This is a genomic window from Paenibacillus sp. FSL L8-0435 (assembly GCF_037965655.1).
In the GTDB taxonomy this organism is placed as follows: Bacteria; Bacillota; Bacilli; order Paenibacillales; family Paenibacillaceae; genus Paenibacillus.
The window spans coordinates 965734-987514 of the sequence record NZ_CP150185.1 but is presented as its reverse complement, the minus strand read 5'-3'; the positions used below and the strand labels follow the sequence as shown (position 1 = coordinate 987514).

Below are 21781 nucleotides of genomic sequence, written 5' to 3'. Positions count from 1 at the left end.
CAATGAGGCTCAGTAGTTAAATCTAGCTACACAGACAGGAGGAATATTGAACATGAAAGCTATTGTCCATTCGGCCCAGAGCGGCCTTGCAGGTCTTCAATATACAGAGTCAATCTCTCGGGCACCAGAAGCCGGGGAAGTGCAGATTCAATTAAAATCCGCTGGAATCAACCATCGGGATCTATTCATCATGGCAGGACGCGGCCCTCAGGACATCCCACTCGTTCCCGGTTCCGATGGAGCAGGTATTGTCGTAGCGATTGGCGAAAGCGTAAGAGGGTTCGCGATAGGAAATGAAGTCATTATCCATCCTACACTCGGTTGGGAACATGCATCTGAAGTGCCGACCGTACCCGATATTGTTGGTGGCCCTACGGATGGAACACTGGCTCAATATATAACGTTGCCTGCTGCAAATGCCCTGCCTAAGCCAGCCCACCTATCCTGGGAGGAAGCAGGTGTGCTGTCCCTTTCAGCGCTGACGGCCTATCGCGCCTTATTCACTCGCGGCGTATTGAAGCAAGGTGAACATGTCCTTATTCCCGGCGTTGGCGGTGGTGTAGCGACCTATGCCCTGCTCATGGCGGTAGCGGCTGGTGCCAAGGTGACCGTCACCTCCAGAAGTGACGCCAAAAGAAATGAAGCTCAGCGTTTGGGCGCTGCCCAGGCACTGGATAGTCATGCTGATTGGCGTAGGCAGAACGATCTGGAACCTGTGGACATCATCCTGGATAGCATCGGACAAGCCATGTTCCCAAAATATTTTGATATAATCAGACCAAGTGGACGTATCGTGATGTATGGTGCAAGCTCGGGGGATGATCTGACCCTACCGATTCGCTCTATCTTCTTCCCGCAGATCAGTCTGATCGGCACCTCTATGGGTAGCCGTGAGGAGTTTATCCAGATGCTGCAATTCGTGGAGCAACATGATATACATCCTGTAATTGATGGCGTATATCCATTGCAAGACGTAGCAAAAGCATTCGAACGCATGGAAAACGGCGAGCAGTTTGGTAATCTGGCTATCCTTATGGAGTGACATCTATTTTGGAGATGGGCCTTCATGAATTGTTGAAAATTGATTTACGATAATGGGGTGAATCCATCTGACCCGTCTAGCTAAACGTATACTAATTTTTCTTGTTGCTATTATGCTTTTGGCCCAAATTCCTATGTTAAAAGAAACCTTAGCCCGCGGAGTTACTACGTTATATGTGAAGATAAAGTATCCCGAACATTCCTTTCAATTCCAAGACTTCAACTACGTGTCTCATTTCGGGAACTATATCATTTCATATACTGATCAAGACGAGCAAGGTATTAGTCTGATGCTTGAGCCCAATTTTTTTCCGGTGCTCATTATATATGATCCATTAAATCAGCCCATGAAAGACTAGTTTGTTCACGCTATGAATCATTCAGGAGGTATCGATATGGACAATAGATTACATTTGGTCGAATTGGTTCGCAAGCTGATGGACTCTGAAGGAACGGAAGCCGAGTTAGATGACATGTTGACGGAGCTACAGCAGCAGGTTCCACATGCAGAGATCAGTAATCTGATTTTCTGGGATGATCGAGACCTGACGCCTGAACAGATTGTGGAAGAAGCCTTGGCTTCACGTCCAATCATTCTTCCACCCCAATCTTAATATTCTTCAGGAGATGAACGATAGGATATGTCTGACATGTCTGATTTAAATCATAATAACAACAATGAACACCCTGATTTTAACGGAATCAGCGGAGGAGAAAAACTACAGGCACTTCGTGATCTGATCGAACTAACCGATAATCACCTTACTCAGCAAGTTCTCGCTATTGGCATGGATACACATGAAGAGGATCTCATCCGTATCGAAGCATGGCGCGCTTTAGGCATGGCAGGCTCCTCTGCTCTTCTGGGTGAAATCCTTCATGCTGCCGCACAACTTGTTCGTGACTCAGAAGAAGATGAGGATGTACAGAATTACGTCTTGCAAACGCTCGCTCTACTGCCCGTCACAGAAGCCGAGATCCAATTGGCTCAGGAAGTTCTGGAGGGTAATGCCTACATATTAGTCAGAGGAGCGGCCTTTGCTATGCTTGTTGCACATCCACAAGTTAATGGCGCAGCATCCGCGCTAGAATCGCTTCAATCCGATCCTGATTTTGGCTCTTCTGCAATGCGGGTACTGCATTCGAATCAACGAAGTAATAATCAATAAACCAAGTTTAATCTCCCCAATTTCCATAATTTCGTTATAATGGTAAGCAAGACATCATGCTATTGGAGGAGAATTATGGAAACGGAAGCTTTACGCAACGTGGAACAACTAGCTTTGAAAAAACACAAGATATACAAACAAAGCTTAATCAGGTACCTTGCACGCTCCATGCTGGCCAGTATGTTTATCGGATTCGGCGTCATCGTGGCGTTTAAGACAGGTAACTTCTTTTATATGGAGCAGTCCCCGTTTACCTATCCGATGGCGGCAATTACGTTTGGCGCGGCCATCATTCTGATCGCCTACGGCGGGGGTGACCTGTTCACGGGCAATACGTTTTATTACACGTATGCGGCGCTGCGCAAGAAACTGCGCTGGTTTGAAGTGATCAAGCTGTGGATTGCAAGTTATAGCGGTAACCTGATGGGCGCAGCCGTGTTTGCCTTGTTAATCTACCTGACCGGGTTGTTCGACTCGTCTCAGGTGAATGGTTTTCTGTTAAGCGTGGTGGAGCATAAGATGGAAGTTCCAACCATGCAGCTCTTTTTCCGGGGCATCCTGTGTAACTGGCTTGTATGTATGGCGTTTTTTGTCCCAATGTTCATGAAGGAGAATGGAGCCAAAATGTTTGCCATGATGCTCTTTGTGTTCTGCTTCTTCATCTCGGGATATGAGCACAGCATCGCCAATATGTGTACGTTCGCGATTGCACTTGTGCTGAATCACCCGGGGACGATCTCATTTGAAGGTGTGCTTCACAACCTGGTTCCCGTGACCTTGGGTAATCTGGTGGGTGGTGTGCTGCTGATGGGCTTTATGTATTATGCGGTGAACAAACCGTTTCTGGATGAAGAGACACATTAATCTCTGGCAAAAAAAGATTCCCTTACAGCTCGGTCCTTCGACCGTGGCTGATCGGTAAGGAGAATCCAAAACACCCCGGCAACCTTCCCATCTCAGGGAGTAGATTGCCGGGGTGTTTCTCTATGGGCAGGCTCGCGGTTAAGCCGCTTGCCAACCCCATCCGTGGCTTAGAAGTAATCCCGCCACGGCGTATATTCAATATCGTTGTCGCCGCGCGTGACCACGATCATATTTTCCATTTTGCCCGTGTCCTTATTGGTACGGTAGATCATCGTACGTGTCTCGCCTTCTTCCGGCACAGAGAACAGGAACTTGTCCGCAACGAACGAAGAACCAAGTCCAGTGGCATGTTCTGTAAAGGCAGAGCCCGTCTTGCTTGTGAGCAGCAGACCAATCCCGTAGGCTGTAGCCGTTTGTGCTGCTTTGCCAAAGAGATGCTCGCCTTGACTGGTCGTGTGCGTTTGCTCCGAATACCTATACTTTTCCGTATCCTTGCTATAGTCCACCACATTGCCCTGTTTATCCAGACTGATGGTGGTCGTTTCGCCCTTGTCGCTTTTCACCTGATACGTACCTACGATGGAATCCTCGGTAATTTTTACCGTCTTGCCAGTATTGGGGTCAGTCTGATAGATTACATCTTCATACTGAAGCCGAATGATGTTCATGCTGGCCTGAATCTGCTGCGCCAGTTCTTCGTCACCCATCTCTTTGGCTTTCTTCAGCATTTCCTCATAGTTCTGGTATTTCTCGGCATCTTTCTCATCCCATTCATCCATGTTCTTTGGTGGACCTGGCGTTTTGTCCAGATCATCGCCTTTATTTTTGCCCATGGTTGATAGCGCCCGCGCTGCGGTCAGCGCCGTCATGATTGCCTGGCTCACTGCCTCTTCATCTGTCGTGCGGAAACGCTCGGCAATCTTCTTAAGCTCCGACTGAATGGACAGAACCAGTTCCAGAACAGATTTCATCGTGCCTTGAGCCGTTGAATAATCGTTATAGAAGCGTTCCCGTTCCATGCCATCCCAGTTGCTGCGCATGACACTCATCTTGCCGTCCAATGTGGACATGAAGCCCGATAATTGCTGATGGGCCCGAGCGAACTGACCACTGACCTTCTCCAGTTGTTCCGGTGTCACCTTGATCTGTGTCATCCTGCACACTCCTCTGCGTGTTCATTAACATCCTGTGGTCAACCAATGACGCTCTCTCTCAACCTGTTCCTATATGATCTCCAGATGCAACAGTGGAAACGGATTACCGGAACTATCCAATTCAGATCGCCCCATTTGTACAAATCCCATCTTTTCATAGAATCGGGCTGCCCCAGTATTCTGCTCATTAACATCCACCTTGAGGTGACGGCCTTTGATTTTGAAGGTATGGTTTATTAGCAGACGTCCCACACCCTGTCCGTGTTGGCTCGGATCTACAAATAACATCTCGATAAAGTTATCATCCACACCAATAAAACCCACGGGTTGTTGCTCCGTATTCAGCACTTCCCAAACCTCGACTTGCCTTTGTTGCAAAACATCACTCACCACTTTTTTGTAGAACTGAATGTGATGCTCTTCCAAAAACGTATGGGTTGCCCGAACAGCACTCTCCCAGATCTCGACCAACTTGTCATGATCCTGTTCCCGATATGCAGCGACTAACATGTCCGACGTATGCTCCTTCTCTATTAAAAGTAAAAGGTTATGTAAAAGCCCGATCCTGGGATCGGACTTGTTTAATATATCAAATTTGAAATAACTCTACGTTTATTTTATCATGTTCATCATTCAATCTGTACCCATAATTTCCAATCATGAGTCAACGTTCTCCCTCCGTTTTTGGCTTCCAACGGAAGGTTGCTGCCGATTGGGAAGACAGTATATATCGAAACGAATCTCCATCTATGAGTACATCAAAGGAAACTTCTGCCTCACCCGTGTTAGCTGCAACCAGCACCAACGTTCCATCCGGATTGCAGAAGGTTACGTTCTCGAGCTGGCCCTGTTCTTGCGTGGAATCAACTCTCACAGCTCCCGGACGTACATAACGGCTGATGTGACCCATCGCATAATACTCGACATTTCTCGTGATTTCATCACGCTCCGGGTCAATCGTCACAACCCCACGACAGTTCTCACAGCCACCGTTCGTGGGTCCACCTTGCGGATCGAGTGCGATGTTCCAGAGCAGCACATTCTTCGCCCAGTTGCGAGGTGCACCAATGATGAGATTGGACATCTGCCAGCTCAGATTCTCGCCAAAATCAGGACTCCACTCCCCACCACTACACTCGGTAAAATAGATATTTTTATCCGGGAAGCGCTCATGCACTTCCGACATGACAGATGGATCACCTGCATAACAGTGAAAAGCAGATCCATCGATATAGACAGCAGCCTGCTCATCACCGAGCACCTTGCTGGTATATTCGACCGCCTGATCCCAGTTATGATCATACGCGATGATTTGCGTATCCAGTCCCGCGTCCTGTAGCGCAGGGCCAAGATAATCCCGAATGAACATGGCTTGTTCTTCGGCGCCCATACTCATACTTGGATATTTATTCGATGTGAACTCCGGTTCATTTTGCAACGTGATCCCGTAGATGGGAATGCCCTTTGTCTGATAAGCTTTGATATATTTCACAAAATATCTTGCGTACGCTTCGTATACCTGGGGGTCGTTGTAATCCAGATACCAGCCGTTCGTGGTCTTCTCCCCATACTTCATCCAGGCCGGGGCCGTCCACGGTGTGCCCAGTACGTTAAGATCCGGTTTCAAACCAGCTACACGCTCCAGCATATTCACGACTTCCTGATCCTTTTCGATCGAAAAGTGTTCCATGTCATAATCCGTGCCGGACTCGATATCATCATAGGTATAACTCGAAGCCACACCTGTTTCATCTACCGAATAATCGGAGGCACCAATCGTATGACGCACCATATCCATGTTCAGCCCTTCTGTTGTAAATAGTTCCTTCAGCAGTTGCTCTTGTTGTTCCTCTGGGAGCTCGTTGATCAGATGTGCCGATGAACCCGTCATCGCTGCGCCAAAACCATCCATGGTCTGATACGTCTTGTCCGGGTCAATCTGTATGGTGAAATCCGATGAAGACGTGTCTGACTCCTGCGTTGAAGAAACGGGAGAGCCTGTGTCTGCATCATGGTGATCTGAAATTGGAATGGGCTTCTGAGGTGTAAGCAGATTTTGCTGATCTCCCGTGGTTAGCCAGACTTCGGCCGTTCTCTGTTTGTCCACAACCGGTGGCGGAGCAGGTTGTTCACTTCGGTTGAAGATAAGCCAGATTCCTATACCGATACAACAAATAGCTGCGATCAACAGGATCATCCATCGTTTGGGATGCTCTCGCCAGCCTATGTTCATCACGCTTCACTCTCCTTTCATTGTGGAAAAAGCCGCGGCCAATAGGCCACGACTCAATTTCCTAATCTATATAAAGTAGAACCAACTGCATTTGACGCTAATAAATTCACTGGGATAACAACCTTCCAATCTCCCAGATTGCAGTTTTATTTACCAGACTTGCTTCCGATATTCACACTGCCTGTCAGACGAATATCATCCGATGCACTGCCGACATACACTTGAACTTTACCCTTAGGCATTACCCATTCATGTGATGCTTCATCCCAATAGGACAGTGCGCTGCGATCCAGTTGAATATTGACCCGCTGCTGCTTGCCTGCTTTGAGATCAACCTTCGCCCAACCAGCAAGTTGTTTCTTCGGAGTCTCGACTTTGGTTGGCAGATTGCCAACATAGACCTGTACAACTTCTGCACCGGAAACTTTACCGGTATTACGCAGGTTAAGGGATACTTCTACGGTTTCCTTATCACCTTTGCCAGTGTTTTTCACATGCAGATTACGATAATTAAAATCGGTATACGACAGCCCGTGTCCAAAGGCAAACGCCGGTGTCATGCCTTCTTTGTCATATCCTTTATACCCTACAAAGATACCCTCGGAATAGTTGCCCACCCCGTTCACACCCGGGAATTGTTCCGCAGTGGATACCGGGGTCTGGGAATCATCTGATGGGAACGTCACCGGCAACTTACCGGATGGATTCACATCACCAAACAGCACACGTGCCACTGCATTACCTTGTTCCTGACCTGCATACCAAGCCTGAACGATGGATGGCACTTCTTTTTGCCAGGAGTCCATTTCAACAGCGCGACCACTCATTTGCACCACAATCGTTTTTGGATTGGCTGCTGCTACCTTGCGAATCAGCTGCTCCTGGTTATTCGGCAGCTCCAGGTCGGAACGGTCGACGTAACCTTCACTGTCATACGTACGAGTTACCACGACGGCAACATCGGATTTTTTCGCCAGATCAACTGCTTTTTGCATTTTGATATCCACAGCGTCTTCTGGAGCTTCCCAGCCAAAACGAACCTGTGCACCCATATCATGATTAGTCTGTACCGGGAAATCCGTACGATACTCAATTCGAATATTGTGGGACTCGCCTTCTTTGAATGTGATTTCTTTCTTTGTTGTACTCAATGTTTCACCTTGATTGTCTACGAGTAACTCATCATCCACATACAGTTTCGCAGAACCCAGACTGGTCAGAGACAGTTTGTAATCACCTGTTTGAGGTGCTGTGATCGCCCCTGTCCAACGAGCAGACATCTTGGCATTGAACTTCGTTGGTGTCACTGGAAGCTTGGAAGATTGTGCGTTAAAACCTTCATAGTTGTAGAATCCAAGATTCATGTTGACCTGATGATCTGTACGGACCAGAGATGGGTCACCCTCCATATCTTTATTCGTCCAGTATTCAGCACGCAGACCGTATTCCGCACGATCTGTACCATAGTCTCTTTCACTTTCCTGAGCATCCGCTGGTGATAAAAGAGTAGAAGGTACGGCGGATGGTCCATTAAATGCATCCCCTGCGGAGATAGGATCGGTTCCGGCAGCATATTTTACATCCACACCGTTACCGGCACGGTTACGAATGCCTTGAAGTGAACTTACGGTATACGTCGGATTAACCAGACTGCTACCTCCACCAGCAGCAGATGCGTTATCTGCATCCGGACCGATGACAGCGATGGATTTCACGTTTTTCTTGGACAGCGGCAGCACATTATCGTTGTTTTGCAAAAGAACCATGCTCTCTTCTGCAATTTCACGTGCCTGTTTGCCGTCTTTCTTGGCATTGATTTGTGTATTCGTTACAGGGTTATCGAACAGCCCTTTATCGAACATTTGAAGCAAAATGCGTCTAACCTTCTCATCAATGGTTTGCTCGCTGACTTCGCCATTGTTCACGGCTTCCAGCAATTTGTCTCCCCATTTGCCGTAAGGCTCTCCCGGTGTCTCCAGATCCAGACCCGCATTGGCGGATTTGGCTGTGCTGAAGTTTGCACCGTAGTCACTCATGACAAACCCTTCGAAGCCAAACTGATCCCGAAGGACATTGGTCAGCATCTCCTTGTTCTCACAAGCATATGTACCGTTCACCTGGTTAAATGAACACATTGCTGAACCAAGATCCGCTTTTTCGACCATCGCCTGGAACGGACGTGCATAGACTTCCTGAATGGCACGTTCGCTGGCTGTTGCATTGGTCGTGAAACGTTCCGTCTCCTGGTTGTTCAGGATATAGTGTTTCGCTGTAGCGATAACCGGATTACTTTGAATCCCATTCACATACGCTGCACCCATACCGGAAGCCAGTAGCGGATCTTCCCCCAGAGATTCGAAGTTCCGGGAACCCCATGGTGTACGTGCAATATCCAGTCCAGGGCCGAGCACTACATTATGTGTTGTATCATGTGCTTCCTGACCGATCAAATCGCCATATTTCTTGGCAAGATTGGTATCCCAGGAAGCGGCAAGCGCGATGGGTGCAGGCAATGCCGTGGACTTTTTGTCCTGCACATCCGGGTTAGCCACACGTACCCCTGCAGGTCCATCTGCCATCTGTAATGCCGGAATGCCGAGGCGCTCCAATCCATCATTATAGAAACCATAATAGTTATTTACTTTACCAGTTACGAATCCAACTTTCTCCTCCAGCGTCATCTCCTTGAGCAGCAGCTCGGTGCGTTCTTCCGCAGATAGAGATGTGTTCATCCATGGCCGATCAGTCCCGGATTCCGCCTCCGCGGCGAAGGCGTGTAGCGGCATAGCCGCAACCGCCACGATGATTAATAACATAAACCATCGTTTGAGGAAAATCAGATTGAGTCTTCTGTTCATGTTGTAAGCTCTCCTTCTCTCTTGATCATTTTTCTTGTGCACACATTGAATACATGTATACAAGGGAATGCAAACTGGCTTGATCCCAGTCTTTCAAGCATTCAGGTCGTCCTGCACATGGCTTCCGAAACTGCAGCCTGCAAGCAAGTCAGCAGATTTCGCTTCCTAACGATAGCCGACATGATCATGAATTACATCCCCTTAAATTTGGTAAATGATCGATAAGAACAAGCCTAGTTCTTTGGAATCACCACATCAAAAATTCAGATAACAAGATAAGAAAACGAATTATTTACATTTCCGTAACTACTTTAGAACAGATTCTTTACTTTTAAAAACAGTCGGTTCGACCCACTCCCGTTCAACCAATTAATGCAATTAATTATCAGATTAAGGAATATATCCACACACCCTGGGTCCTAAGTCTATTTGAAAACGGAACCAATCCGGTCCATTGAAATATCCAAAAATATAAAAGCAACTGAAGTCCCTTTTAACAGGTTCCTCCGTTGCCTTTATGTTTGGATTTCTCCATATTGTTCACTCCGTCCATGATTATTTGTTCTACACTCGTTATATTGAGATTCGGAGTTACATTGAAAATCGGGGTTACAAATAAAAAAACCGCCCCACGGGGCGGTTTAAATCTAGTTCGTTCATTTCTAATTCTGTAACTGTGCAAGAATCTGCGGGTCCTTGATCTTTTTGTCATCGGCGAGCAACATCACCTTGGACAGAATCTCAGCTGTTCTCGGATCTTCATCGAGGAATGGCAGGAAGATTCGCCCCCGATGCTGACTGTGCACCGGTACGATATGAAGTGCACCTGTGGCTTGTTTGAACACATTACCACTCCCCAGATGAACAGCATACTCACCCAATTCACCATCAATTCGTGCGTAATTCCCGTCCAGACGTACATTGTCGATCTTCAGCAGACGCAACGACTCGTTCACAATGACATGGCGCATCTCGATTGTTGTCAGGCTGGCTTCCGGATCTACGCCTCCTACATGTGCAACGCTGACCACCAGATCGATATCACGCATGACTTCGGAGAAGAACGTCAGCGGCACATCTTGCAGCGCTACCGGTTTGTAGCTCTTGCGATCGTAGAACTGCACCGTCTCCAAGGTAGGTGCCTCGGTATCTGCTGGTGAGAACCAATCTGCCATGGCATAGAGATTCGCGATCAGATTGTGCTCATAACTTACCTTCTGCAGACCTTCCTCATAACTGACAGTCCATTGGCGTCCTTTAAGCAGAGCTACTGCTTTTTTCGGTTGAATCTGATACCCGGCATATCGGCGGGACACCGTACCATTAGCCAATTCGTCCTCGTTAGGAAGATACAGCTCACGGAATACCTGCTTGAACGGCTGACGCTCCTGACGGGTGAACAGATCCCGCTGGAATTCACTCCAGCTTCCGTTCTGATACAGATGAAGCGGGTGAGCTATCAAAAGTTTATCTTGTTCCGCTAATGCATGGATCGTACCCTCCAGCCCTGGAGCAACCAAACCACTGGACGATACATCGAATCTTCCCGTCTTGTCACCTGACTGGAATACAAGTGTTCTTACCAGCGGATGTATAACCGGATTTTGCATCAGACTCGCAATTTCCTCACGTGTAAAGGATGTTCCAGCAGTCATCGAACGTTCCAATTCCTGCCTTGCCCGGCGATATTGATCCACCAGATCCGATTTTAGCTCTTTCAGTTCAGCGATATATCCATCTTTTTTGAACCGGGCAGGTATAGACTTGAGTGTCTTGCCTTTGCTAACGATGACCATCTCGGGTTGGCCTTCCTCATCAATGACCAATTGCGCTGTTGTGTCAGCATCCAATGCATGAGGTTCAAAGAAGGATTTCATCTCATCCAACTTGCGTGCTTCCATGTCCCACATCAACCGCGTAACATCGGCATAACCTGCATTACGAGCAAGGTTGCCCAGTGCAATCTGTGATGCCACACCTTCACTGGCACGGCGTTGTGCACCGAATTGTTTGCTCTGCATCAGGAACTTCTGAATGAAGTCGTATCGCTCATGCAGATCCTGTTCGCGATTTACAGCGAATGGAATCAGGCTATAGGTTAACAAATGATCCTTGTTTCGCTTATCTGACACGGACTCTCGCATGTCGTCCAGACGAAGCTTGCCAAGTGCAGCATCTGCAAACAACTGGGATCTGCGGTGGTTAGATCCCCCGGAAATGTACTTGGCGCAATCGTATAACAGATTGAACCGTTCCTCCCCGACAGCAGCATAGGCTTCTTCAAACCATGCGATATCAAACGCACCTTCATTAAAGTCCTGTGGTGAGATTGGAGAATAGTGGGCCACGATGGTTTCTTTCTCCGCAGTAAAGCGTTCATTAATATGAGCATGGAAGTACCAAGCTGCACTGCGTAGACCTTCCCATCCCAGATGTTTCGCTACAATCTCCATCCACTGCGGGGCGTACATGGCTGCTTCCAGCAATTTTTTCTCATTCACCGGATACTTCTGGAGCAACTCTCCAAGCCGCTTCTCGTCCTCTCCATCCCGCGGATGACAATTCTGAATCAGATAGCTGAACGTCTCTTTACGTGTTGTATTGTCTCCATAGCTATAGATATATCCACGGACAAATGTATCCTGATCCATCGCAGAGACCAGATGTACCCAGTGTTCCATGCCTTCAATTCGATCCAGTTTCATGGCAAGTGTGCTTACTTCTGTAGAGAGTTCTCCCCGGGTCAGCTCAATCTCCAGAATGCGATCGACCACCGCATCTCGCAATTGAACAAGCTTCGGATCACTCGCAATCATTTCTGTACGAGTGGATGTTAAGTCCCGAATAAACAACAGACGATTCCCACCGACCAGCACCTGTCGATATATCTCTTGATCATCAATCAGGTTCAACTGGTACGCACGCAGGAAATCTTCAAGTGACAGTAAAGACAGCGGTTGACTACTCTCTACAAGACTGGTGAACTGGTAAGCTGTCTGGAAGAAACGTTTGAAGCTGTTATCGTCATGGATTTTGCCCCGAACTACATAATTCCAAGGTCCAGTCAGAATATGAAGCATGCCTGACTCTTTTTCGAGTCGATCAGCAGGCATACTCGCGATGATGGAGGCCCAGGTTTTCTCAGCTATCTCAAACGTATCGATCGGATCGCTATCCAGAAATGCCGCCGATATCAGTGCCACTACCTGATCATTATACGTTAACGAATCCAGCATCTGCTGCAGCTTTTCGATGTCATCCAGAGGATAGATCTTTTCAGCAAACGACTTGCGCCAGCCTTCCAATAACGGAATCTTATGCAATTCGTCATAGTCATACTGCTCACGGAAATAACTGTAATGGTCGCTCAAATTGCCATTGAACTCCCGGAGCTGTATAGCCATGTATAGCTGCATCAGTTCCACACTGCTGAACTCGGCATGTTGAATATAGTTCTCCCATACGTCATGAAGCGGGAACTGTTCCATCTGCTTCATTTCATTCCGCTCTCCATATGGAACCTTGGAGCGAAGACTCGCTCCGACTAACAATGTGTCTTTATAGCCAGCGTAGTATTCCACTTCATACTCATAATCCCTGTGTTCATGCACTAATTCACTAAGTCCCTCCAGAAATGGTCTGGTCTTATCCAGAGAGAGTGTAAAGATATCCTTCGGATTATGGCCCTTGAGATCACGCTTCTCATCCAGTAATGGCTCACGTCGCTTCGGATCAAATAAACCAAATCCATTAGAGGCTGTGTAACGACTCCCCTGATCGGTCAGCTTATCCAGTAGTTTCTGTTCCTTGGCAGTGGGTGTCTCAATCAGCTGCGCCAATGGCTGCAATTGCTCCTGCTGATCTATCCGCTCTGGATCTGCCGCAATCTCGGTCAGTAGTTCGAGCGCACCCAAGCGCTGCAGTTCACTCTTGGCTTGCAAAAGTCGCTTCAGCGAGACCTCCAATTGGTTCACGGGTTGCAGTAACAATACATGAATGACCTTCTGACGAAGTGAGCCCGTCTTGAGCTTCATCAACGCCTCCATCTGTTTCATCTCTTCAACCGTCAACGTGAGCAGCTTCGCCTTGGCGAGTGCACCCTCCCGATTACTGATGCTTTTATCAGACAAACTCTCAAACACAAACTGTCTTTGCACCTCATTCTCGGGATGCTGAACAAACTGGGACAGCAGTTCTCCGCGTAGTTCCGGGCTTAATCGGTCCTTGATTGCAATAACTTCACCAATCCATTCCGGGTCCATATCATAGGCGGCCAGATATAACATTTTCTTGACTACATCATCCGTATCAATCCGGTAGTGAACATACTCAAGTACACCCGATGGTCCACCTGACCCGCCTTTTGGAATGGCAGACAGCATCTGTTTGAACCGATCAAAGTCCTGACGCCGCAAGGCCTTATCTCCCAGAGCAGGCAATGGCCACACGTAGACGCTACGCTGATTCTCTCCATTCTCGAAACTCCAGTTGTACATATACATCGCATCATAGTTGGTCACAATCCAGTGCATCAACTCGGTATCCTGCGCCTCCAGATAACGACGTGCAATGTCCAAACGAAGCTCCCTGTTCTGGCTGTTAGCCAGTACATATTGGGCAACAATCTTCTGATATAACTGACCTTGATCCATAATCTCGATTATCTTGCTCTTCAATTCCTTCTCTTCAATGACCGCTGTCGCCCACAGACTGATAAAGAGTTTGTTGGCGTTTGCTTCCTGCTGCCAGGCCTCGCGTACTTCTGGTTGCACAAGCGCCTGATAGGCCTGTTCAATCAACTGTGCGGCAACACGCTGGTTGGCTGCTTCTATGCCGATCCCCGTCCATACGGCAAGTGCTCTTACCACGGAACTGAAACGAATCAGGTTGTTGTCGATAATGATTTTTAATATGTAAATATAGGCTTCCAGTGTCCCTTCATCCATCCGCTCCACAATGCTTTGGCGCAACCCTTCCTGCAACCTTGCTGCAACGAGCAGCTCACCCACCATCTGATAGGCATCCGCCTGATCACTCATAAATATACCTTTGATCATTTCATGGGTTAACAACGCCGTCTGATTGTCACCATAGATAATATCATGCAGCGCCTGCTTCATATTTCCGCCCTGATGATCCAGTTCATAAGCGATACAATCCGCCAGAACCCAACGGATCTCATGCAGATAATCCAGCTTATACTCACGAAGTGACACATATTCTTCCAGGGAGAAATTTTTCATTTCCATTCGGAACAATCCCATCAGTTTGCGAATGACCTGTTCTACATGCTGCTCTGGATCGGATGTGCGAAAAGGCCGGCGTTCATAGTTGTTACTGTATGGGAAACGAGTCGCACGCTCTACAATATAACGGAATCGTGCAACCAATGACTCGCTCGCCAGATGCTTGAGCACATCCAACAGTGGCTCGAATAATGGTTTCTGCGTTTCTACAGCCAGCCTTCCAAGCAGCTTATCAGTATTCAAAAACATCTTTTCGTCTCCACGCAAATACGTAGACCCGGCGATCTCCACAACATAGCCTGCCAGCTCAAGCTGTACCCCTGTCAACGACTTGGCTCTTTCCTGCAATCCATCCATGTACACCTGTACTTGCTCTTCCTGATTCATCCTGTTCTCCTCCTTCATTGCTCTCTACCAAAGACGTCCCGCAAGCATTGTAAAACGGATAAACACCACGTTATCTCCGTCTTTTACAACAAGTGACTCATCCAGTTCCTGCAATTCTTCATCGTTGAGAAACACCTTGTACAACCCATCCTCATAGGCGGTTATCGCTGTATCCATCGCAACTTCCAGATCAGGAACGCCCTCATTGTATACTGCGCCAAACCCAACTTTCCCCGCCGCTCCCTGCACCTCAATCTCATCCGGCATCAGGTAGGCGAGCAGTTCTGACTGTTTCTTCTTGTCCTGAAGCGCTTTTACTTGCAGAGCCACCATATTCTCAATGAGCTGCCTTAACGTATGAGTTGTTTCCGGAAGTTCAGCAGCTTGCTTGGCAAGTACCGGCTTGCGTTTGCCCAGACTTTTTACCGTTATCCATACGTTCACTGTCTTGCCCCCTCTGTCCTGCCCTATTTGAAGAAGCTTCCATAAGCCCCGATATCTATACCACAATGCGGAATAACCTAAACTCGAAGTGACGATCTGTCTCTAAATAAAATATAAAATACGTACATATGTACCCCTAATGAACATCATAACTAAAATTCAATCCATATTCATGAGCCAATCCTCATGTTTACGTGGAACCACGGAACTATGGCCTACTTGCGTACATATACGCAAAAAAAGCCGCACAGTCTCATATAAATATGGACTGCGCAGCCGCTAAGCTAATATTAGAGTAGCTTATGACGCCTGAGAACCTTTAATAAATTGAAACCTGTATGAATCATCTAACCAAGCGCAAAGGTCGAATGGTTACAGCCGCTGTCTTGAACCCAGGCATCCGGCAGAACGGATCTAGCTCTGGTCTGGTGGCCCGATTCACATTCTGAATGCCGCCCCAATGCATCGGCACGAACAAGGTATCCTCCCGAATCGAATCTTTGATGCGCGAACGAACCGTAAAGCTTCCGTACGTCGATTGAATCTCTACCCACTCTCCATCGTGAATACGATAACGGGCAGCGGTAGCTGGGTGAAGTTCAACAAAGTTCTCCAATTCACGAGCTGCCAGTGCCGGACTTCGATGTGTCTGCACCCCTGTAAGATAATGAGGCAGCACACGCCCATTGGTGAGAATTAGGGGGAATTTCAGCGATACATCATTCCATCCCAGGCTGGATTCAAATGTGAATGCTGCTTTGCCGTCTGGGTGAGCAAATCGTTCACCGAACAGTAGTCCTTCTCCCTGATCCTCCAGGGCAGAACACGGCCAGTACACCCCTTTCTCGTTACGCAAACGCTCATAGGAAATGCCATAGTAATCAGCAACTCCGCCACGACTCGCCACCCGAAGCTCATTAAAGATATCCTCAGCAGTGTCATATTCAAAGTAAGAAGCTTTACCCAATTGCGCGGCAATCCGGCATAATATATCCCAATCATCAAGCGTTTCTCCCGGCGCAGGTCGCCCCTGTTCACGGAGCAGAACACGCCCCTCCAGATTGGTCAGTGTACCTTCATTCTCCATATAAGATGTAACCGGCAGAACCAGATCAGCCATGCGCGCTGTCTCCGACAGAAACATATCTGCCACGATCAGAAAGTCCAGCTTGCGCAGACCTTCTTCCACCAAACGCACATTGGGATTGGAGACGACCGGGTTGGAGCCCATTACGAGCAACGCCCGAATCTCCTGATCATGGACCTTCTCCATCATCTCGTAGGCGGATACCCCTTTGCCTGGTAAACTTGCAGGGTCCACGCCCCAGACGGATGCCACATAGGCACGATCGGCTTCATTTTCAATGGATCGATAGCCCGGCAGCTGGTCAGCCTTCTGCCCATGCTCCCGTCCGCCCTGCCCGTTCCCCTGACCTGTGATGGCACCATATCCGCAGCCTTCTCTACCAATTTTTCCAGTTGCCAGCACCAGGTTCAAAAAGTGTCTCACTGCCATATGTCCATCCGTCTGCTGCTCTACACCACGTGCTGTCATGATCATGCCTGTCTCTGCCTCACCGTAAGCCATCGCCGCCTGACGAATCAGCGCCAGATCACCCCCGCACGCTTGTGCCGCCTGTTCGAGTTGCAGATCAGCCAACCCTTGTATCAATTGCTCGTAACCATGCGTTCGTTCGCCTATAAAATGAGGATCCACCAATCCGGCATCCATAATCACCTTCAACATGGCATCCGCTAGCAGAGCATCCATGCCGGGCTTCACCTGCAAATGAAGGTCGGCAATGGCAGCGGTTGCCGTCTTGCGTGGATCAATAACAATAATGAAGGCTCCGTTCTCCTTCGCCTGATTAAAGTATGGCAGAAGAGTAGGTTGGCATTCTGCAATATTGGTACCTGCAAGTACAATGCAGCCTGCCTTGGGAATATCGGACAGACGGAACGTCAATCCACGATCCATCCCGAACACTTTACTGCCAGCTGAAGCCGCAGCTGACATGCAGAACCGTCCATTATAGTCGATATATTTTGTCCCCAATGCAACTCTGGCGAACTTGCCGAGCAGATAGGCTGTTTCATTTGTCAAAGATCCGCCTCCGTAGACTCCGACTGTATCTGCTCCGTATGAATCTTTCAAGTCCAGAAACCGCTCTGCGATGGTCTGAATGGCCTCCTCCCAGGAACAGGATTCAAGCTCGCCATTGCGACGAATGAGCGGATGCATTAATCGTTGACCACTGAGCGCATGTTGATGAGCATTCATACCCTTCACACACAACCTGCCCTGGGAGGCTTCATTCGGAACACCCTGAACCGTATACTCACCACGACGCTGGCCCGCAACAGGTGCAGCCAATTCTTCAACAGTCATCTTGCACTGCACACTACAATACGGACACTGGGTTTCCTTTACATAGAGCTTGGAGGCTGTTGGTTCTGAACTCACGGATAATCCCATCTTTCCATCCCCGCCTTTCATCTATATATCAGCTTGAAGTGTAGCTGCCAGTTCCTTCTGTAACTGGTCATCCAGCAGCGTTTCCCGAATGGACATGAATCCCAATCGTTCCGTCCATGCCCATAACGGCTCATCATACCAAGCGGTTTGGCGATACCATTGAAGGCAGGCTGATGCGAGTGCTGCCGCTTGTACCTCTGTTTCAGCCACCCCGAGCAAGCCACCTTGTTTGACCGGATGTTCTGCATGACCGCCTGCATAGATCTCCCAACCAGCTGGTGAAGCCAGCAAGCCAATATCCTGCACCAGTGCGCTCACCAACGAACCAGGCCCTGGTGCAACGCCCATATTTACCGGCGACGGCATCGCAGCACCGATCCAACTCGCACGAAGCTGTGCAGCCAACCCTCTGGCATCTCTTGCATAGGATGAAATCGGGATCTGATCATCCCAGCGTACCTGAACCTCTGAGTGACCTTCGATCTCATCATCCCTTGAAAGTTCAGCCTGATTTCCATTCCGTTTAACTATCCGATATTCCTTATTCATGATCTCTCTGTCATTAATCGATCGATTGGATACCTGTAAGTAATAGTCGATCACAGGACGACATACCACGCAGCCAAACTCCGAACCCCAACCCTGCTTCTGCAAGATCAAAGATTTGTCTGGTAGGTCTATCTCCATAACAACGATGTCATCCAGCATTTCCTTCAGTTCTGCATGCCCAAGCTCCGTACAACTGCACACAGGCATTGGAGCAGGTTTATCCGGTGTGGCGACCACTCCAGTACCCCCGTTATTTTTCAGATTATGCGTATGTTTCAACAGTGCAGCCACCATCGGGCGACAGCCACCACATGAACCAGAAGCCTTCGTCTGTTCCTTCACCTGATCTGCCGTCTCGAGACCCTGTTCCTGAATAGCTTTCATAATGGCAGCCTTGGTCACATTGTTGCAAGCACATACGGTTTCCTGAGCGAGTAATGCCGCAGCAGCCATCTCAGCCGGGTCCGGGGCCCCTTCACGCGGAGCCAATTCCGCTACATCCGCACCTCGTTGCACCAGTCCAAGCAAAGCCGTCCCTTCGGTTGTATCTCCAAATAAAATGGCGCCGCGCACTTTGCCAGCCTGCATCAGTACTTTTTTATATGTGCCTTGAATGCCATCCAGATGTTGAATTGCAGTCTGTATGCCTTCCCCACTGATCTCACCCGCCGAGAAAACATCAACCCCCGATACCTTCAACTGTGAGTAGGGAATAGATCCTTTATATTCAGGCGTTTCCTGACCACAGAGCGTACGTGCGAGCACTTTCCCCTGCTCATATAAAGGAGCCACCAGCCCATAACTGATTCCCCGATGTTCGGCACATTCCCCAACTGCGTAGATATCCGGTACACTGGTGCGCATATAGTCATCTACCATAATTGCCCGATTCGTAGCGATTCCGCTTCGTCTAGCCAGGTCCACATTCGGCCGAATCCCAACAGCGACAATGACAACCTGAGCTTCAAGCTTGGAACCATCTGTAAAGAGCAGCCCCTGCGCCTGCGATCGTCCGGTAATTTTCTGCGTATTTTTAGCCAAAAGAAAGGACATGCCCTGCCTTTCGAGTTCCTCCTGAAGCATCGCGGCAGCCTTCTGATCCAACTGCCGGTTCATAATGTAAGGTGCGTTATGGACCACCACAGCTTCCATGCCCAGATGCAGCAACCCGCGTGCAGCCTCCAGCCCAAGCAATCCACCACCAATGACGGCGGCCTTGCGATAGGTTTTGGAATAATCAGACATGCGCGTACAATCGTCAATCGTTCGGAAGGACATGACCCGCTCTTTATCAATTCCCGGAATCGGTGGGATAAAAGGTGAAGACCCTGTCGCCAGAATCAGGACATCATAGGTTTCTTTTAGTCCGGATTCAGTCTCTATATATTTTCCTCGGGTATCAATGCGGTGTACCGTTTCACCTGTACATAGCCGGATATGATGCTCGGCATACCAGGTCCAATCATTGATAATGATATCCTGTAACGAATGCTCGCCCTGCAATACTTTTGATAACATGATCCGATTGTAGTTGGGACGGGGTTCATTACCGTAGATTACAATCTCATACGTATCAGGCTCCAGTGCGATGATCTCTTCGACACACTTCACTCCAGCCATACCATTCCCGATAATCACCAGTTTGCTTCTGCTCATGGGCTGCCCCCCTATCTCTTTCACCTGAAAATAAACAGAAAAATCCCTTCTCCATGATTCGGAAAAGGGCACCGTTGCCTCCGGAATCCACACGCCTTTGTGTAGATTCATATTAGATTCAGATTAAGGGAATCTGAATATAATGTCAACTAAATTAACATTAAAAATGCGAATAACGATTAAAAAATGAATTATTTAAAATTACATGTAATTTTTGTTGACATACACATTTTCTCTTGATTATAATTTGAATCAAAATCACAGTGCTGTGATCAACTCAGATGCGGGAACACAATGACGTGTACCGCCTGTCGGCAACGGGGCCGCAAATCGTTCATATCTGGACGAATTGCGGCCTTTTTCTGCCTTAACAAGCACATAGACAAATCATGAAGATCTCAATTGGATGAGGAGCGATGATGGATGATGGAGAGCAAAAGTTTTTGGAAAAGCGGGCATAAGCCCACCCTCTTCGGGGCGTTTATGTATTTTGACATCAGTTTTATGATATGGGGGATGCTGGGTCCACTCGCAGTTGTCATAGCATTGGACTATCCGATGACTCCGCTGGAAAAAGCCAATCTGGTCGCATTGCCTATCCTTGGTGGCTCCATCCTGCGGCTTGTGCTTGGCTTCATGTCTGATTATATAGGTCCGAAACTGACCGCACAGATTGGGATGCTTGTCACCCTGGTTCCTTTGTTACTCGGCTGGCTATGGGTCGACTCTTTAAGCCAACTGTATGTGGTGGCACTCTTGCTGGGTGTTGCAGGCGCTTCCTTTGCTGCTGCGCTACCTCTGGCGGGTCAATGGTATGGCAAAGAGCATCAGGGTCTGGCCATGGGTATTGCCGGGGCGGGTAACAGTGGAACCGTACTCGCGACGTTGTTTGCCAATCGTTTGGCTACGCATTTTGGCAGCTGGGAAGTTGTGTTTGGACTTGCCATTATACCGATCGCTATCGTATTCATCCTCTTTTCTATCTTTGCCAAGAATAGCCCTAACCGGCCTGAACCCAAGAAATTGTCCCAATACGGAAGTCTGCTTAAACAAAAAGATGCTTGGGTATTCTGTGCCTTCTATTGTGTAACCTTTGGCGGCTTCGTTGGATTATGTAACTATCTCACCATCTTCTTCAACACCCAGTATGGACTCTCTCCTGTTCGTGCCGCTGACATTACCACCTTCTGTGTAATCGCAGGCAGTTTCTTCCGGCCTGTCGGGGGTTATCTGGCGGACAAAATTGGCGGAACCCGCATGCTAACTTTCCTGTACACAGGAGCCTGTATTATGCTAATTGGCGTATCCTTCATGCCACCTCTGCCTGTAGTGGTAGTCATGCTGTTCCTCGGTATGATGTGTCTGGGAGCCGGAAATGGCTCCGTGTTTCAACTGGTTCCGCAACGGTTTGGCAACGAGATTGGTCTGATGACAGGTATTGTAGGTGCCGCTGGCGGATTGGGCGGGTATGCACTGCCGCTGATTCTCGGTCAACTGTACAGCAGCTATCAATCCTATACACCAGGCTTTGTCATTCTTAGCCTGATTGCAGCAGCTTCCCTATTCCTGGTTCTCTTCATGCAATCCCGCTGGCGTGTAAGCTGGTTGAGCCGAGGCAACAAAGGCGTGGCGGAATCGACGTCCTTCTCTTCGTAAGGCGTACAACCACACGGCCGTTAACCAATGGTACGGTGTATGTGGATG

13 protein-coding genes are annotated in these 21781 nt (G+C 48.4%); 5 read left to right on the top strand and 8 right to left on the bottom strand.

Features of this window, described 5'->3' with window-relative positions; all coding sequences use genetic code 11:
- Positions 1 to 52 precede the first annotated feature (52 nt).
- The 4 genes from NST33_RS04500 to NST33_RS04485 all read left to right on the top strand — a co-directional run bounded on the left by NST33_RS04500 (position 53) and on the right by NST33_RS04485 (position 3074).
- Positions 53 to 1042: a zinc-binding dehydrogenase gene (locus tag NST33_RS04500; RefSeq protein ID WP_339306932.1), complete on the top strand. Its 990-nt coding sequence runs from the start codon at positions 53 to 55 to the stop codon at positions 1040 to 1042.
- 394 nt (positions 1043 to 1436) lie between these two features.
- Positions 1437 to 1655 (top strand): bacteriocin immunity protein, encoded by a 219-nt coding sequence (locus NST33_RS04495; RefSeq protein ID WP_081745826.1) that lies wholly within the window; start codon positions 1437 to 1439, stop codon positions 1653 to 1655.
- A gap of 36 nt (positions 1656 to 1691) precedes the next feature.
- Positions 1692 to 2210, top strand: a complete 519-nt coding sequence (locus tag NST33_RS04490) for a hypothetical protein (RefSeq protein WP_339306928.1) — start codon at positions 1692 to 1694, stop codon at positions 2208 to 2210.
- Between the two features lie 75 nt (positions 2211 to 2285).
- Complete coding sequence (locus NST33_RS04485) at positions 2286 to 3074, top strand: formate/nitrite transporter family protein (RefSeq protein WP_017690511.1); 789 nt, start codon at positions 2286 to 2288, stop codon at positions 3072 to 3074.
- A gap of 167 nt (positions 3075 to 3241) precedes the next feature.
- Here NST33_RS04485 and NST33_RS04480 read toward each other — a convergent pair whose 3' ends face one another.
- The 8 genes from NST33_RS04480 to nirB form a co-directional block, all read right to left on the bottom strand.
- Positions 3242 to 4228: a WXG100 family type VII secretion target gene (locus tag NST33_RS04480; RefSeq protein ID WP_339306926.1), complete on the bottom strand. Its 987-nt coding sequence runs from the start codon at positions 4226 to 4228 to the stop codon at positions 3242 to 3244.
- Positions 4229 to 4297: 69 nt separating this feature from the next.
- Positions 4298 to 4738, bottom strand: coding sequence for an acetyltransferase (locus tag NST33_RS04475; RefSeq protein ID WP_339306924.1), 441 nt, complete (start codon positions 4736 to 4738; stop codon positions 4298 to 4300).
- 154 nt (positions 4739 to 4892) lie between these two features.
- A complete protein-coding gene (locus NST33_RS04470) occupies positions 4893 to 6461 on the bottom strand; it encodes a glycoside hydrolase family 30 beta sandwich domain-containing protein (RefSeq protein WP_339308606.1) in 1569 nt (522 codons plus the stop codon).
- 146 nt (positions 6462 to 6607) lie between these two features.
- Positions 6608 to 9319, bottom strand: a complete 2712-nt coding sequence (locus NST33_RS04465; RefSeq protein ID WP_221818826.1) for a beta-glucosidase — start codon at positions 9317 to 9319, stop codon at positions 6608 to 6610.
- Between the two features lie 662 nt (positions 9320 to 9981).
- A complete protein-coding gene (locus tag NST33_RS04460; protein WP_221818825.1) occupies positions 9982 to 14952 on the bottom strand; it encodes a DUF4132 domain-containing protein in 4971 nt (1656 codons plus the stop codon).
- A gap of 24 nt (positions 14953 to 14976) precedes the next feature.
- The gene (locus NST33_RS04455; RefSeq protein WP_221818824.1) at positions 14977 to 15396 is read right to left on the bottom strand and encodes a hypothetical protein; all 420 of its coding nucleotides are present in this window, start codon (positions 15394 to 15396) and stop codon (positions 14977 to 14979) included.
- Between the two features lie 343 nt (positions 15397 to 15739).
- Positions 15740 to 17872, bottom strand: coding sequence for a molybdopterin oxidoreductase family protein (locus NST33_RS04450; RefSeq protein WP_339306921.1), 2133 nt, complete (start codon positions 17870 to 17872; stop codon positions 15740 to 15742).
- 21 nt (positions 17873 to 17893) lie between these two features.
- Positions 17894 to 20077, bottom strand: a complete 2184-nt coding sequence (nirB, locus tag NST33_RS04445) for a nitrite reductase large subunit NirB (RefSeq protein ID WP_339306919.1) — start codon at positions 20075 to 20077, stop codon at positions 17894 to 17896.
- A 426-nt stretch (positions 20078 to 20503) separates the two neighbouring features.
- Here nirB and NST33_RS04440 point away from each other — a divergent pair, with 426 nt between their 5' ends.
- Entirely contained in the window at positions 20504 to 21733 is a 1230-nt protein-coding gene (locus NST33_RS04440; RefSeq protein ID WP_339308604.1) for a nitrate/nitrite transporter, read from the top strand.
- The last annotated feature ends 48 nt before the right edge of the window (positions 21734 to 21781 follow it).

Coding starts and splice junctions, on each gene's coding strand:
- NST33_RS04500 (WP_339306932.1), top strand. CDS start 53: ATGAAAGCTATTGTCCATTCGGCCCAGAGCGGCCTTGCAGGTCTTCAA.
- NST33_RS04495 (WP_081745826.1), top strand. CDS start 1,437: ATGGACAATAGATTACATTTGGTCGAATTGGTTCGCAAGCTGATGGAC.
- NST33_RS04490 (WP_339306928.1), top strand. CDS start 1,692: ATGTCTGATTTAAATCATAATAACAACAATGAACACCCTGATTTTAAC.
- NST33_RS04485 (WP_017690511.1), top strand. CDS start 2,286: ATGGAAACGGAAGCTTTACGCAACGTGGAACAACTAGCTTTGAAAAAA.
- NST33_RS04480 (WP_339306926.1), bottom strand. CDS start 4,228: ATGACACAGATCAAGGTGACACCGGAACAACTGGAGAAGGTCAGTGGT.
- NST33_RS04475 (WP_339306924.1), bottom strand. CDS start 4,738: ATGTTAGTCGCTGCATATCGGGAACAGGATCATGACAAGTTGGTCGAG.
- NST33_RS04470 (WP_339308606.1), bottom strand. CDS start 6,461: ATGAACATAGGCTGGCGAGAGCATCCCAAACGATGGATGATCCTGTTG.
- NST33_RS04465 (WP_221818826.1), bottom strand. CDS start 9,319: ATGAACAGAAGACTCAATCTGATTTTCCTCAAACGATGGTTTATGTTA.
- NST33_RS04460 (WP_221818825.1), bottom strand. CDS start 14,952: ATGAATCAGGAAGAGCAAGTACAGGTGTACATGGATGGATTGCAGGAA.
- NST33_RS04450 (WP_339306921.1), bottom strand. CDS start 17,872: ATGGGATTATCCGTGAGTTCAGAACCAACAGCCTCCAAGCTCTATGTA.
- nirB (WP_339306919.1), bottom strand. CDS start 20,077: ATGAGCAGAAGCAAACTGGTGATTATCGGGAATGGTATGGCTGGAGTG.
- NST33_RS04440 (WP_339308604.1), top strand. CDS start 20,504: ATGGAGAGCAAAAGTTTTTGGAAAAGCGGGCATAAGCCCACCCTCTTC.